We start from the raw sequence: 13498 nt of genomic DNA on the forward strand, positions 1-13498 counted from the left end.
GTCCGGGGGCAGATACACCCGGCTCACCTCGGGCCGCTTGCTGAGCACGTGGTCGATGAAACCCGGATCCTGATGCGAGGCCCCGTTGTGATCCTGCCGCCACACGTGCGAGGTGATCAGGTAGTTGAGGCTGGGAATCGGTTCACGCCAAGGGTATTCGGCGGCCATGTGCAGCCATTTCGCGTGCTGCACGACCATGGAGTCGACGATGTGGGCGAAAGCTTCGTAGGTGGAGAACACCCCGTGCCGCCCGGTCAGCAGGTAGCCCTCCAGCCAGCCCTGGCACAGGTGTTCGGAGAGCACCTCGAGCACCCGGCCGTCGGGCGAGAGCCGGTCGTCGCCCGCGATCCGCCGACCGCGCCAGCGGCGGCCGGTGACTTCGAGGACGGCGTCGAGTCGGTTGGAGGTGTGCTCGTCCGGGGAGAAGAACAGCAGATTGCGCGGATTCTCGACCAGCGCGTCGCGCAGGTAGCCGCCCAGCACCCGGGTCGCCTCGGCCAGTTCGGTTCCGGGCGCGGCGAATCCGACACTGTGATCGGCCGGCGACGGCAGGCGCAGATCGACGCTGTCGTGGCCGTGGGTGGCGCGATTGGCGCTCATGCGCAGATGTTCCGGATGCAGGCGCGCGATCCGGTCCACCGGCCGCCCCGCGTCGTCGAAGAGCTCCTCGGGACGGTAGGAGCGCAGCCAGTCCTCCAGCTGCGCAAGATGTTCCGGATTCTCGCGGACCTCCGGCAGCGGCACCTGGTGGGACCGGAAGGTGCCCTCGACGCGCTCGCCGTCGACCAGCATCGGACCGGTCCAGCCCTTCGGCGTCGCCAGCACGATCATCGGACGGCACGGATCGCGCGGACCCAGCCCGCATTCGGCGTCGTCGCGGATCCCGCGGATCCGTTCCATCGCCGCGTCGAGCACGTCGGCGAAGCATTCGTGCACCTCGGCCGCATCGGCGCCCTCGACATACATCGGTTCCCAGCCCTGCGCCGAGAGCATGGCGTCGAGCTCCTCGCGCGACATGCGCGCCAGCAGCGTCGGACTCGCGATCTTGTAGCCGTTGAGGTGCAGGATCGGCAGCACGCTGCCGTCGGTCACCCGATCCAGGAACAGCGACCCGTGCCAGCTGGCGGACAGCGCGGCGGTTTCCGCCTCGCCGTCCCCGATCGTGCAGGCCACCAGCAGATTCGGATTGTCGAATGCCGCCCCGGTGGCATGGGCCAGCGAATAGCCCAGCTCCCCGCCCTCGTGGATGGATCCCGGCAGGTGCGGCGAGGCATGGCTGGGCACGCCGCCCGGGAACGAGAACTGCCGGAACAGTTCCCGCATCCCGGCCAGGTCCTGCCGGACCTCCGGGTGCCGCATGGAATAGGTGCCCTCGAGCCAGGTCGCGGCGTTCAGCGCCGCCGCGCCGTGGCCCGGACCCAGCACGAACAGCATCTCCTGACCGGTGCGCATGATGGCGCGATTGAGGTGGGCGTAGGTCAGCGTCACCCCGGGCACGGTTCCCCAGTGCCCGATCAGCCGCTGCTTGATGTGCTCGGGCCGCAGCTTCTCGGTGAGCAGCGGATTGTCCAGCAGGTAGATCTGCCCGGCGGCAAGATAATTCGCGGCTCGCCACCAGGCGTCCAGATCGACCAGATCGTCGCGGATGCCGGTGCCGGATCCGGGCATGGTGAGCGTCACCGCTCCGACAACGTCTCGACGGCCCGCGTGCCGGGCGCTTCGTCGGCGTGCACGACCATGACCGGGCAGTGCGCGTGCTGGATCAGTGCGTGGGCGGTGGAGCCGAGCAGCATGCCCGCGAATCCCCCGCGGCCGCGATTGCCGACCACGACCAATTGCGCGGTCCGCGACAGTTCCTGCAATCGATCGGCGGGCCCGGACAGATACACCTCGCGGCTCACCTCGACATCCGGGTACTTCTCCCGCCAGCCCGCCAGGCGCTCGGCCAGTATGGCCTCCTCGACGGCTTCCAGATCGGCGGCCGGGGCCGGGATGTTCTCGCCCGCGAAACGCCGGGTGTCCCAATCACTCCAGGCGTGCATCGCGACCAGGCCCACCCGCCGTTCGGAGGCCTCGGCGAAGGCGGCGGCCAGCGCGGCCTCGCTGACCCGGCTGCCGTCCACCCCGACCACGACGGGACCCGAACCGCGAACCGCGTTGCCCGCGTCGGGATCCGGACGGACCACAATAACCGGTCCGCGGGCATGACTGGTCACGGCGAACAGCGTCGAACCCAGATGTGAGAGCGTGCCGGCGGTTCCGGTGGCTCCGATCACCACCGCGAAAGCGGTGTCGCTGTGCTCGATCAGCGCCTGCGCGGCATTGTCGTTCGACATCGAGGCGGTGATCCGCAAGTGCGGCTCGTACTCGGTCGCGGCGACCCGCGCCCGCGTCACCAGCGCCGCGCCCGCGGCCTTGACGGCGTCGACCAGCGGCGGCGTCGCCACCGCGTACACGCCGACACCACGACTGATCGCCACCAGGTCCAGGCCGTGGATGATATGCAGGCTCCGTCCCCGATCCGCGGCGTAGTTCGCGGCCCAGTGCAGGGCCCGCGCCGCGCCGTCGGAGGTATCCACTCCGACCACGACCGCCGCCGATGCCAGCCGGTGCGGATCGTCGAATTCCGGGTGTGCCATCGTGACCTCCTGGAGTGGTGGAAGCATCGAAGTCCGCTCGCCGCGGATTCGGCCGCCACGCCGTTGTGGCGGGGCCCCCGCTCCGACGACGCCGTCGTCGCCCTTGTCCTTCGAGCCTCCGAGTTCGAGTCGATGCCATTGATTCTGGTCGGGACAGGGCGGGTCTTACAGCGTCGAAGGTCGGCGGTCTTGCTCCGATGGTCCACGCCGATCTCCGGGCGATAGTCGGATGATCTTGGGACTTTGGTCCTCTCCGAGGCCGGTCACCACGCGGAAGCCCGCGGCGATGCACTCGGTCAGCAACGCCGGATCGGGGACCGCGCCGGTGTCGGTATTGATGCCCACGCAGCAGGTGTCGACGTGGGAGATGAGGGTGATGTTGAAAGCGGTGCCGGTGGTGGGGCCGAACGGATAGATTCGCTCCACCTTCGCGCCCGCCAGATACAGGTCGACCGGGGAACCCGGGACGTCGGAGGCGACGAAATCGACGTGCTTGAACATATCGGTGAGCAGTCCGACCGGCAGCCGGTTGAAGGTCGCGGCCACGGCATTGGAGAACGGGATCGCCGGTTCCCGTTTCCATCCTTCGACCGTGGCGTCGAGGGCCCGCATGAGATCGACGGCCGCGGCCACGTCGACCGGAACCTCGAAGCGGGCCAAGGTGATCCGGTTGCCGCCGATCGGATCCACGGCCCGCCGCAGGCTGATCGGCATGGCCACCCGCAACTGCTCCACCGCGGTGTCGTGCCGGTCGTGATAGGCGCGCAGGCCGATCAGCACCGCGGCCAGGAAGGCGTCGTTGACCGTGCAGCCGACCAGATGTGCGCTGCGCCGCAAGGCATCCAGCGGCACCTCCAGCACCGTGAGCCGGCGGCCCAGGCTCCGGTCGGTCATCAGCGGCGACAGCGTGCTGGTGATCGGGTGAGCCAGGCGCAGCAGCGAACCCGCCAGCGCCGCACCGTCTTTGATCGCTCCGACCGGATCGGTGACGGTGCGCCGGACCGCGGGCAGCACCGCGGCCATCCCGCCGCGCACCAGCCCCGCGCCGACCGACCAGTTCCACGCCACGATATCGCCGAGCATGCCGCGCACGTCGGGGTGCGCCGCGTCGGGAACGTGCGCGCGATCGGTGCCCGCGCGCTCGAAATCGAGGATCTCACCGGCGATCTGCATGCCGCCGATCCCGTCGGTGAGGCTGTGGTGCACCTTCAGAACCAGGGCGCTCTTCCCGCCCTCCAGGCCGCTGAGCACGGTGAACCGCCACAGCGGTCGCGCCGGGTCGAAGGCGGCCATCGCCTCGGTGCGCGCGAACTCCAGAACCGACGACAGGTCGGCCGGGGCCGCGGGCTCGAAATGCCGCACATGCCAGGACAAGTCGAAATCCGGATCCAGTGCCCACCGCGGCGGCGCGAGCCCCAGCGGCACCGGCCGCAGCCGGTGCCGGAACCGCGGCACCGCGCGCGTCCCCCGATCGATCATGCCCAGCAGGCGATCCCAATCCGGCTCGGAATCCAACAGCAGCACCGACACGATGGTGGAACGCAGGTTCGGATCCTGTTCCATGCTCCACGTGAAGAGATCCGACTGAGACATGTGAGTGTCGTGTGAAGCCATTGTCCGTACCGTCCGTCGTGCCTGACCGCGTCGTCGCCGCAATTCACTGTGACGCGATCGCGTCGATGATCGGGAGGGCAGAAGGTCACCGACCCCGCCGATCGGCTGCCCCCGCCACCGAACTCGTCCGTTTCCGGACCTCCGGCCCGGGTCCAGTGGATGACCAAGGGCCTGCGTCCCGGATCCTCGAACCGGACCCGGGGACTTCGACAGTCGTTGGTCCCCCGCTTGTCGGGAGCATCGGCCCTGCCGCGCACCACGGGCCGCGACCAGGCTGGATGTCATGGATCTACCCGCCCCGCCGCACATCGTCGCGACGCTCGCCCTCATTCTCGGCGCGGGCATGGTGATCGCGGTTCCCGCGGCCGCCGAATATCTTTCGCTCTGGGCGCGGATGTACGGGCCGATGCTGGTCTATCTTGCGTTCGTCGAGTACCTGGCGGTCGCGCTGGGCCTGGTGCGGTGGGGTGTCGGCCAGCTGCGGCCCTGACCTGCGGCGTGCCGCCGGGCCGAAGGGCCGCGGCCTTCGGGGACTGTGCCCCTGGCAGCGGTGCGGCCGACGGGCTGGACTGCTCGGGAACGCGTTTCCGAGGGAAGGACGAGAACCATGGTGTCCGGCGCACATTCGCGTGGCAGATGGGACCGCTTGGGCGGTGTCTCCGGGGCGACGCTGCTGGCGGGCACCGCTGTTCCGCTGCTGGCCGGAGCGATCGCCTGGGCCGTGGGCGCGCTGCCGGTCGCGGATCGGTGGTGGGCGGCGGGAACCGTGGTGGCCCTGGTGCCGGCGCTGTGGTGGATGGTCGGGGCATTGCGCCGGGGTCGGGTCGGCGTGGATCTCATCGCCGTGCTGTCGCTGATCGGAACCCTGTGGGTGCACGAGTATCGCGCGGGGGCGCTGATCGCGATCATGCTCAGCGGCGGGCACGCGCTGGATGCCGCCGCCGAGCACCGCGCGGCACGGGATCTGCGGGCCCTGCTGGAACGCGCCCCGCACACGGCCCGGCGGCGGCGCGGGGACGCCGTGCAGGTCGTCGATCTGGCCGAGATCGTCGCGGGCGACATCCTGGTGGTGGCCACCGGTGAGGTGGTGCCGGTCGACGGCCGCATCCTGGACGCGGTCGCGGTGCTCGATGAATCCGCGCTGACCGGCGAGCCGTTGCAGGTGGAGCGGGCGGCCGGGGAACCCGTGCGCAGCGGAGTGCTCAATGCCGGTGGGGCATTCGAGTTGCGGGCCACCGCCACCGCCGACGCCAGCACCTACGCCGGGATCGTGCGCCTGGCCCGGGAAGCGGGGGCCGCCACCGCGCCCACGGTGCGACTGGCCGATCGATATGCCGCCTGGTTCCTGCCCCTGACCCTGGCGGTCGCCGGGGCCGCGTACTGGTGGAGCGGGTCGCCGGTGCGCGCGGTGGCGGTCCTGGTCGTCGCCACGCCCTGCCCGCTGTTGCTGGCCGCGCCCGTGGCGATCGTGTCGGGGCTCTCACGCGCCGCCCGCGCCGGGGTGGTGGTGTGCGATGGCGGGGCCCTGGAAACCCTCGGCCGCGCAACCACTCTCGTGATGGACAAGACCGGAACCGTCACCGCCGGGCGGCCGGTCGTCACCGAGGTCGCCGCGGCCCCGGACACCGATCCGGCATGGCTGCTGCGGCTGGCGGCCGCGGTCGATCAGCTGTCCTCGCACGTGCTGGCCGAAGCGATCGTGACCGAGGCGCTGGCCCGCAAGCTCGAATTCGGGGTCGCCACCGAGGTTTCCGAACAGGCCGGGTGCGGCGTCACCGGCCGGGTCGAGGGACGGTGCGTGCAGGTCGGGAAACTGCCCGCGGACGCGCCCGTCCCGGAATGGGGACGGCCGGTGATGAACCGGGCGCGACTGGACTCCGCAGCCGTCGCGTGGATCACCGTCGACGACACCCCGCTCGGGCTGGTGTTGCTGCGAGATCCGTTGCGGCGCCACGCCCCTCGCACGCTGCGCCGCCTCCGTGAGGCCGGATTGCACCGGCTGGTCATGCTCACCGGGGATCGGCTCGAACCCGCTCGCGAGGTCGCCACGGTGCTCGGGCTCGACGAGGTGTACGCGGGCCAGAGCCCGGCCGACAAGGTCGAGGCCGTACGCCGGGAAACCGAGCGGCAGGTGACCGTCATGGTGGGCGACGGCCTCAACGACGCCCCGGCGCTGGCCGCCGCCACGGTGGGGGTGGCCATGGGTGCGCGGGGCTCGACGGCCTCGTCCGAGGCCGCCGATATCGTGCTCACCACCGACCGGCTGGACCGGCTCGCCGACGCGATGGACATCGCCCGCTGGTCACGGCGCATCGCCGTGCAGAGCGCGACCGCGGGCATGGCACTGTCGTTGCTGGCCATGGTCATTGCGGCGGTCGGCTGGCTGCCCCCGGCGGCGGGCGCGCTGCTGCAGGAGGCGATCGATGTCACCGTGATCCTCAACGCGCTGCGGGCGCTGCGCGGCGACCCGGCCGCGCGCCGCCCCCTGCCCGCCGGTGCCGAGGAACTGCTGCACCGCTTCGCCGCCGAACACGATGTCCTGCGAGACACGCTGGCGGCCCTGCGCGCGGTCGCGGATCGCGTCGCCGCCCGCCCCGACGACGCGGCACTGGCGGATCTCACTGCCGTGCACCGCTTCCTGGTCGAGGATCTGCTGCCGCACGAGCGGGCCGAGGAGACGCAGCTCTATCCGGCGCTGGCCGGGCCGCTCGGCGGTGCCGAGGCGACGGCCACCATGAGCCGCGCGCACGCCGAGATCGAGCGGCTCACCACCCGCGTCGGCACCCACCTCGAATTCGCGCGCGCCCGTGGCGGTTTCGATCCGGACCAGCTCGACGATCTGCTCGCCTGCCTCTACGGACTGCATGCCGTGCTGCGGCTGCACTTTCTCCAGGAGGAGGAGAACTACTTCACGCTGGCCGCCGACGAACAGCCGTGACCCCGGTGCTCGACCCGGTCGAGGACCATGGTCCCGATGAGGGCAGGCAGGAGTCCTCTGACCGAAATCCGGCGGTGGGATCAGGCTCGAAGGATGGACACCGCCACTCGAATCGCTGTAATCTACACCACCGCACAGGGATCCACTCGCGAGGTCGCCGAGTTCATCGGCGCCTCCCTCGCCGCCCGCGGCGCGACCGTCGCGGTCGCGGCCGCCGCCGAAGCCCCCGAGCTGGCCCGCTTCGACGCCGTCATCCTCGGCAGTGCCGTGCACGATCGGGACCTGCTGCCGGAGCTGACCCGGTTCGTCCGCGCTCATCTCGATGAACTCCGCGCGCGCCCGGTGTGGATGTTCAGTGTGGGACTCGGGCCCGCGCTGGTCGGCCCGATCGGACGGCGCATCGGCCGCGTGATCCCGAAAAAGATCGCCGACCTGCGCGATTCGGTCGCCCCCAACGACTACCGCGCGTTCGCGGGCCGCTACGAACGCGCGGGCGTCCCGCTCACCGCGCGTACCATCTACCGGCTCATCGGCGGCCCGCGCTATGGGGACCTGCGCGACTGGACGGCCATCACGGGCTGGACCGACACCATCGCGCAGGAGCTGAAACTGCCACTGCCGCAGAGCACCCCGACCCACCCCTGACCGGCCGGGCCGGGAACCCGCCTATCGCACGATCAGGATCGGGCAGTCCACGGTGTGCAGCAGCGCGCTGCTGGTGGAGCCCAGCAGCATGCCGGTGAAGCCGCCGCGGCCGTGGCTGCCCACGACCACCAGCTGGGCGTGCTCGGATTCTTCCAGCAGTGACCGAACCGGGCGGTCCTTCACCAGGATTCGCCGCACCGGCACATCGGGATAGCGCTCGGCGAATCCGGCCATCTCCTCGCCGAAGGTCGCCCGCTCCTGTTCGGCCACCGTCTCCCAGCCCGACATCGGCAGATACGGTCCGCTGAAATCGCTCCAGGCGTGCAGGGCCGTCAGCCCGGTCTTGCGCAGCGAGGCCTCCTCGAACGCCAGCGCGAGCGCCGGCACGCTGTTCTCGGTGCCGTCCACGCCCACCAGCACCGGCTGCCGCGCCGACACCGGATCCGCGGCGGCGGTCGTATGGATCACCGCGACCGGGCATTGCGCGTGATGTGTCACCGCGGAGCTGACCGACCCCAGCAGTCCGCGCCGCAGCGCCCCGAGCCCGCGGCTGCCGAGCACCAGCATCCGGGCCTGCGAAGACTGATCGATCAGATAGCCGATGATCGGGTCCGGCGTCACCACCGACGACGTCTCGACCCCTTCACCCGGCAGCGTCTCGGACGCGATCCGCGTCGCCTCGCCGACAATGCGTTCACCGTCGAGCTCGAGCTCCGCGATCTCGGCGGTACTGAGCACGGCGGTCGGCGGCGGACCGGCCGGCGCGCAGATCGAGGTGACTATGCACAGCGGACACCCGTGCCGCGCGGCATCGAGCGCGGCCCAGGCCACGGCCTGGTACGAGACGGCCGAGCCGTCCACCGCGACAATGATGGGCGGGTTGAGGGTCTGGTGCTGGGCACCGTGTTCGGTCATGGTGATCACTCCTGTTCCGCTGTCGTCGCCGCGCCCGGCCGTGCCGACTCGCGGCCGGGGTGGTGCGGACACGTCGTGTCCAGCTCGAATCACGACGTGTTCGTGTCCTCAGCATGGCCCCGGCGACCGACCGCCGGTGACGGTCGAAAGTCATCGGCCGACGGGATCTTCGACCCATGCAGGTCTCGCATTCGACTTTGACCAACTGGTAGTTAGGTGCCATATTAAATTCGTGATCGCGGATTCGGAAGCCTCGACAGCCCCCAGTCTGGAACAGGCGCGCACCCAGATCCGGCGCTACGGACTCGAAGGCGACATCGACCCGCAGGTCGTCCTGGTCGCGGTGCGGCTGCTGGCCACCGGCGCCAGGCTCACCCAGGCTACTGAGTCGCACTTCGCGCGCTTCGGCTTGTCGACCGGGCGCTACCGGCTGCTGGCCGCGCTCGAGGATGCCGACGGTGAGCTGTCGCCCTCGCAACTGGCGGCCGTGCTCGGCGTAACGCGCGCAACGGTAACCGGGCTCATCGCCGGTCTGGAACAGCAGGGATTCGTGTGCCGGCGCGCGTCGGCGGAGGACGGCCGGGGCGTGGCCGTGGTGCTCACCGCGCGGGGTGCACGGAAGCTGCGGGAGATGGCGCCCCGGCATTTCGCTCGATTGCAGGCGATGACCGCCGGGCTCACCGCCGAGGAACGCGCCACCTTCCTCGACCTGCTCGAACGCATCGATGAGGGCATCGGCGCACTGCTCGCGGACTGAGCGAACGGGATCGACCGAGCATCTCGGCATCGCCTCATAGTTAGGGAACTAATCTCGATGACCATCGGTGTCGATACCCCGGATCGGCGCGGTCGCACCGGGCTGGACCGGCAGGGGCGCGAGCTGACCGGAAATCCGCGGGTGCGGGTTCGCGAGGTGGAGGTTCTGTCCTGCAACTGGTATGTGTTGCGCAACACGACCTTCGACTATCGGCACAGTGACGGCCACTGGAGCCGGGAGCAGCGCGAAACCTACGACCGCGGCGACGGCGCAACCATCCTGCTCTACCACGCCCAGAGCCGAAATGTGCTGCTGACCCGGCAATTCCGGCTTCCCGCATACGTCAACGGCCACCCCGACGGCATGCTGTTGGAGACCGCCGCCGGACTGCTGGACGGCGAGTCCCCCGACGACGCGATTCGCCGAGAGGCCCAGGAGGAGACCGGGCACCGCGTGGGCGCGATACAGCCCGTCTTCCAGGCCTACATGAGCCCGGGCTCCGTCACCGAGCGCCTGCACTTCTTCGCGGCCCCCTACGAACGCACCCGCGCCGGTGCGAGCGGGCACGGCATCGCCGCCGAAGGCGAGGACATCACCACCGTGGAAATCGCTTTCGACGAGGCCCTGCGCATGATCCGCACCGGCGACATCGCCGACGCCAAGACCATCATGCTGCTGCAGTGGGCAGCCCTCGACGGGCCATTCGCCCCGTAGCTCGAACGCCAGGACAGGTACATCTCCTGGGCGCACGGCACGACCGGCATCGCCGATCGGTGCGCGCCCTCGCGTGACACCGGACCGCACTATCCCTCGCACGGCGGGCAAGCGGCGATGTTCACCGCCGCGCTCGGGCATCGGTGGGCACCGCAACTGCGGTTCATCGGCAGGGCCCGACGTCGGCAACCTTCGAGGCGGAGTGGCCCGTCGATCGGGGCAGAACGGCCCTCGGCCGCCGGTGCGCCGCGATGAAGCATGATGTTGTGCGAAATGACGAGGCCACTCAAATCCTATTCATCCAGGAAAGACTGACCCGGCGGCACCCCGAGGTACCCGAGACCATCATCGCGGGCATCGTCGCGCGGGCCCGAGACGCCTTCACCGACGCCAAAGTCCGCAACTTCGTGCCACTGCTGGTGGAACGCCGCGCGATCATCGAACTGGCCGCGAGCCCGGCACGCTGACGGTCCCACACGGTCGTGGCGCGTGCGGGATCGCCGTCGGTGTTAGCGTCGGGGGATGGCGAGCCGACGCGATGTCCAGCATGCGGTGGTGACGGGATTCCAACGCAGAGTGGGCAATCCGATGCTGGGTCGGCTCTCGATCCAGACCCTGCTGGAGACCACTGGCCGGGTCAGCGGCCGGCCGCGCATCACCCCGATCGGTGGTCGCCGCAGCGGCGGCTCGTTCTGGTTCGTGTCGGAGTTCGGGCAGCGGTCGCAGTACATCCGGAATATCGAGGCCGACAATCGAGTCCGGCTGCGGATCCGCGGCCGGTGGTTCACCGGTACCGCGCACCTGATGCCCGAGGACGACCCGGTCGCCCGGCTGCGTGGCCTGCCGCGCACCAACAGCGCGGCGGTCCGGGTGGTCGGCACCGACCTGCTCACCGTGCGCGTCGACTTGCGCTGATCGGTTCCCGCTGATCAGCGGGGGCGCGAGGCAGAATGTCGCCATGCCGACATTTGCCCGATTGTTACAGGCTGCCTTCGCCGGGACGCTCGTGGTGGTGGTCAGTCACGGCGTCGCGGCGGCTCCCGCCGCGAGCGCCCCGCACATTCAATTGCCGTGGACCAACTCCGAACCCGACGGGGTGCAGGCGCCGGGCGCGGCACTGGCGGACGGAATCACCGGCACCATACTGTGGTCGCGCCAGGCGGACGTCCCGGTCCCGATCGCGAGCATCGCGAAGGTGATGACGGCCATGGTCGCGATCACCGCCGGGGACCTCGACCGGCCGATCACGGTGCCCGCGGCGGCCATCGCCTACTGCGTCGCCAACGACGGCAGTACCGCGGGGCTGGCCTCCGGCGAAGTGCTCACCACACACCAGCTTCTCTACGCGCTGATGCTGCCGTCGGGCTGCGACGCCGCCTACACCCTGGCCGAGGCGTACGGCCCCGGCCAGGACGGCTTCATCGCCAAGATGAACGACGCCGCCCGCCTGATGGGTTTGGCCGCAACCTATTTCGCCGACCCGAGCGGTCTGCCCGTCCCCACCGACGGTGCCACCTACTCCACCCCCGCCGACCTGATCGCCCTCGGCCTGCGCGCCATGAGCCTGCCCGTCTTCCGCGAGGTCGCCGGATCCCAGAGCTACCACCTGCCCGCCGGTCCCGCCAATCGCGACCACGTCTGGCAGACCACCAACCTCCTGCTCCGCGCCTACCCGGGCACCATCGGCATCAAAACCGGCTCCACCGACGCCGCCGGAGCCTGCCTCCTCTTCGAATCCGTCCGCGCCGGAATCCCTTTGATCGGCGTAGTCCTGCACAGCTCCCCCGGCAGCGGCGTAGCCGCCAAAAACGACGCCGAACACATGCTCAACTGGGCCTACGACCCCATCCTCACCGCCCTCCCGATCCACTGACCCCACCCGCATTCCGCAGCCCGCGAAACCCATTGCACGCCGCACGAACCCGTTGTCCACCGATCAGTGGACAGCGGGTCCACCAAGGGCGAACAGTGCGTGGCGACCTGTATCAGATGGGCCCGAACACCCCGGCGAGACCGAGAACGAACAGCACGCCACCCAAGACCACCGCGATTACGTGCGGAAACATGGCGTGGGCGAAAAACCACGGCTGCATCGATCGGCCACCGCCGGAGGCATCCTCCCAGGGTTCGGGTACCGCGGGATCCACCGGCTTCCCGCCCCGGCGGATCCGCGCTCCGGCCGCCCGCCATCCCCAGTCGATGAGCGGAGAAGACGCAGGACCACCCCCGGGCACATCGACCGCGAACAACCGGTGAGCAACGACTTCGATATCCCGCATGCGAGGGTAGTAGCGGATCTGGTGCGACTTGTTGTAAGCCTCCAGCAACCAGAACGCGAGCCCGCTCGCCGCCGCCACCAGAAACAGTCCGTAGTGCTTCTGCTGGAACCCCAAACCCAAGCTGGCCAGACTCAGGGTGACGCCCCAGCCCTTGACGGTGAGCAGCCTCTGATCGAACCCCTTCACGAGGTCGAGGAGCTGTGCGTACTCAGCCATCAGGTCATCGTGCAAACGAGCGAGCTCAGGCTCCTCACCGGCCGCTGTCATCCCCCGTACCTCCCCCGGTTGCGATCGCCCGACGCGGACCAGACGAACAAAGTGTAGAACCGCACAGAACGTCCTTGCGCGAGAACGGCATCCGCAATCGACCCTCGAAATGGTCGAGCAGCCGCTCCTCGGTCAACGGAGCCGGTGGCTGCGCGCACGATCGGAAGATCCCGTCTTCGTGGGCCGAGTCAGGTGTGGAATGTCTGTGTGACGTACTTGAAATTCGCCGTCTTTCCGGCGTCGCGCTGACCCCGCGGGATGATGCCTTGGCCGGTGGCGATTCCGACTCCCGTGGTGTTGAGCGACCAGTCGAGGATGGTCGCCTTGTGTGGCGCGCTGTTCCACCACGAGTCGAGCGCCGCCTGCGGACCCGGAGTCGCCGTATTGCCGAACCGCCATGTGATATAGACGTTTTCGCGTCCGGATGAGCCGACCGCGCTCTGAATTCGCTGGTCGGGGGTGCTGCCGTCAGATCCGATGTGCCCGGGGTAGCCGTTGTAGAGTTTCTCCCATTGTCCGGGGTGGTCGGCAAGGTCTTGGCTGTGTTGTTGGGCAGCGGTGGTCAGTCGTGAGTCGATGACCAGACGGGGTGCGCGGCAGCCGTTCTGGGCGGCGTTTTCACGCGCCCGGGCGAAGTTGACGATGTCGACGACCTGCGTGGCCTCCGAGGATCCCTGCGGGGAGAAGCCCTGGCCGACGCGAAATGTGGCGTCGCGACTATCTAGTGTCC

General features: G+C 69.7%; 14 protein-coding genes. 8 read left to right on the forward strand and 6 right to left on the reverse strand.

Annotated features, from left to right (window positions below):
• The 3 genes from NS2_RS32410 to NS2_RS32420 all read right to left on the reverse strand — a co-directional run.
• On the reverse strand, nucleotides 1-1668 hold a 1668-nt coding region (locus NS2_RS32410), incomplete at its 3' end, for a phosphoketolase family protein (protein WP_147207393.1).
• Nucleotides 1669-1676: 8 nt separating this feature from the next.
• Nucleotides 1677-2639, reverse strand: a complete 963-nt coding sequence (locus tag NS2_RS32415; protein ID WP_045437417.1) for a universal stress protein — start codon at nucleotides 2637-2639, stop codon at nucleotides 1677-1679.
• A gap of 165 nt (nucleotides 2640-2804) precedes the next feature.
• Nucleotides 2805-4232, reverse strand: a complete 1428-nt coding sequence (locus NS2_RS32420) for a wax ester/triacylglycerol synthase domain-containing protein (protein ID WP_082062614.1) — start codon at nucleotides 4230-4232, stop codon at nucleotides 2805-2807.
• Between the two features lie 304 nt (nucleotides 4233-4536).
• On the opposite strand from NS2_RS32420, the gene NS2_RS32425 reads away from it, so the two are divergent.
• The 3 genes from NS2_RS32425 to NS2_RS32435 all read left to right on the forward strand — a co-directional run bounded on the left by NS2_RS32425 (nucleotide 4537) and on the right by NS2_RS32435 (nucleotide 7836).
• Complete coding sequence (locus tag NS2_RS32425; RefSeq protein ID WP_033087992.1) at nucleotides 4537-4743, forward strand: hypothetical protein; 207 nt, start codon at nucleotides 4537-4539, stop codon at nucleotides 4741-4743.
• A gap of 117 nt (nucleotides 4744-4860) precedes the next feature.
• Entirely contained in the window at nucleotides 4861-7191 is a 2331-nt protein-coding gene (locus tag NS2_RS32430; RefSeq protein ID WP_071344167.1) for a heavy metal translocating P-type ATPase, read from the forward strand.
• A gap of 93 nt (nucleotides 7192-7284) precedes the next feature.
• Nucleotides 7285-7836, forward strand: coding sequence for a flavodoxin domain-containing protein (locus NS2_RS32435; protein ID WP_033087990.1), 552 nt, complete (start codon nucleotides 7285-7287; stop codon nucleotides 7834-7836).
• A gap of 21 nt (nucleotides 7837-7857) precedes the next feature.
• On the opposite strand, the gene NS2_RS32440 is transcribed toward NS2_RS32435, so the two are convergent.
• Nucleotides 7858-8751 (reverse strand): universal stress protein, encoded by an 894-nt coding sequence (locus NS2_RS32440; protein ID WP_036550873.1) that lies wholly within the window; start codon nucleotides 8749-8751, stop codon nucleotides 7858-7860.
• 232 nt (nucleotides 8752-8983) lie between these two features.
• On the opposite strand from NS2_RS32440, the gene NS2_RS32445 reads away from it, so the two are divergent.
• From NS2_RS32445 to NS2_RS32465, 5 genes are all read left to right on the forward strand, one after another.
• Nucleotides 8984-9508: a MarR family winged helix-turn-helix transcriptional regulator gene (locus NS2_RS32445; RefSeq protein ID WP_033087989.1), complete on the forward strand. Its 525-nt coding sequence runs from the start codon at nucleotides 8984-8986 to the stop codon at nucleotides 9506-9508.
• Nucleotides 9509-9565: 57 nt separating this feature from the next.
• Nucleotides 9566-10222 carry an NUDIX domain-containing protein gene (locus NS2_RS32450; RefSeq protein WP_033087988.1) on the forward strand — a complete coding sequence of 219 codons (657 nt, stop codon included), beginning with the start codon at nucleotides 9566-9568 and terminating at the stop codon, nucleotides 10220-10222.
• Nucleotides 10223-10473: 251 nt separating this feature from the next.
• Nucleotides 10474-10689 (forward strand): three-helix bundle dimerization domain-containing protein, encoded by a 216-nt coding sequence (locus NS2_RS32455; RefSeq protein ID WP_052086432.1) that lies wholly within the window; start codon nucleotides 10474-10476, stop codon nucleotides 10687-10689.
• A 55-nt stretch (nucleotides 10690-10744) separates the two neighbouring features.
• Complete coding sequence (locus NS2_RS32460) at nucleotides 10745-11137, forward strand: nitroreductase/quinone reductase family protein (protein ID WP_033087987.1); 393 nt, start codon at nucleotides 10745-10747, stop codon at nucleotides 11135-11137.
• A gap of 43 nt (nucleotides 11138-11180) precedes the next feature.
• Nucleotides 11181-12095, forward strand: coding sequence for a D-alanyl-D-alanine carboxypeptidase family protein (locus NS2_RS32465; protein ID WP_045437422.1), 915 nt, complete (start codon nucleotides 11181-11183; stop codon nucleotides 12093-12095).
• 112 nt (nucleotides 12096-12207) lie between these two features.
• Here the strand turns inward: NS2_RS32465 and NS2_RS32470 are convergent, their stop codons facing one another.
• Together NS2_RS32470 and NS2_RS32475 are read right to left on the reverse strand one after the other, a co-directional pair.
• On the reverse strand, nucleotides 12208-12717 hold the full coding sequence (locus NS2_RS32470; RefSeq protein WP_143837481.1) for a hypothetical protein: 510 nt from the start codon (nucleotides 12715-12717) through the stop codon (nucleotides 12208-12210).
• Nucleotides 12718-12956: 239 nt separating this feature from the next.
• A partial coding sequence (locus NS2_RS32475; RefSeq protein ID WP_222594896.1) for a CAP domain-containing protein occupies nucleotides 12957-13498 on the reverse strand: 542 nt, incomplete at its 5' end.

This window comes from Nocardia seriolae NBRC 15557, assembly GCF_007990715.1.
GTDB classification, from domain to species: domain Bacteria; phylum Actinomycetota; class Actinomycetes; order Mycobacteriales; family Mycobacteriaceae; genus Nocardia; species Nocardia seriolae.

Coding starts and splice junctions, on each gene's coding strand:
- NS2_RS32415 (WP_045437417.1), bottom strand. CDS start 2,639: ATGGCACACCCGGAATTCGACGATCCGCACCGGCTGGCATCGGCGGCG.
- NS2_RS32440 (WP_036550873.1), bottom strand. CDS start 8,751: ATGACCGAACACGGTGCCCAGCACCAGACCCTCAACCCGCCCATCATT.
- NS2_RS32465 (WP_045437422.1), top strand. CDS start 11,181: ATGCCGACATTTGCCCGATTGTTACAGGCTGCCTTCGCCGGGACGCTC.
- NS2_RS32455 (WP_052086432.1), top strand. CDS start 10,474: ATGAAGCATGATGTTGTGCGAAATGACGAGGCCACTCAAATCCTATTC.
- NS2_RS32425 (WP_033087992.1), top strand. CDS start 4,537: ATGGATCTACCCGCCCCGCCGCACATCGTCGCGACGCTCGCCCTCATT.
- NS2_RS32470 (WP_143837481.1), bottom strand. CDS start 12,717: ATGGCTGAGTACGCACAGCTCCTCGACCTCGTGAAGGGGTTCGATCAG.
- NS2_RS32435 (WP_033087990.1), top strand. CDS start 7,285: ATGGACACCGCCACTCGAATCGCTGTAATCTACACCACCGCACAGGGA.
- NS2_RS32450 (WP_033087988.1), top strand. CDS start 9,566: ATGACCATCGGTGTCGATACCCCGGATCGGCGCGGTCGCACCGGGCTG.
- NS2_RS32460 (WP_033087987.1), top strand. CDS start 10,745: ATGGCGAGCCGACGCGATGTCCAGCATGCGGTGGTGACGGGATTCCAA.
- NS2_RS32430 (WP_071344167.1), top strand. CDS start 4,861: ATGGTGTCCGGCGCACATTCGCGTGGCAGATGGGACCGCTTGGGCGGT.
- NS2_RS32420 (WP_082062614.1), bottom strand. CDS start 4,232: ATGTCTCAGTCGGATCTCTTCACGTGGAGCATGGAACAGGATCCGAAC.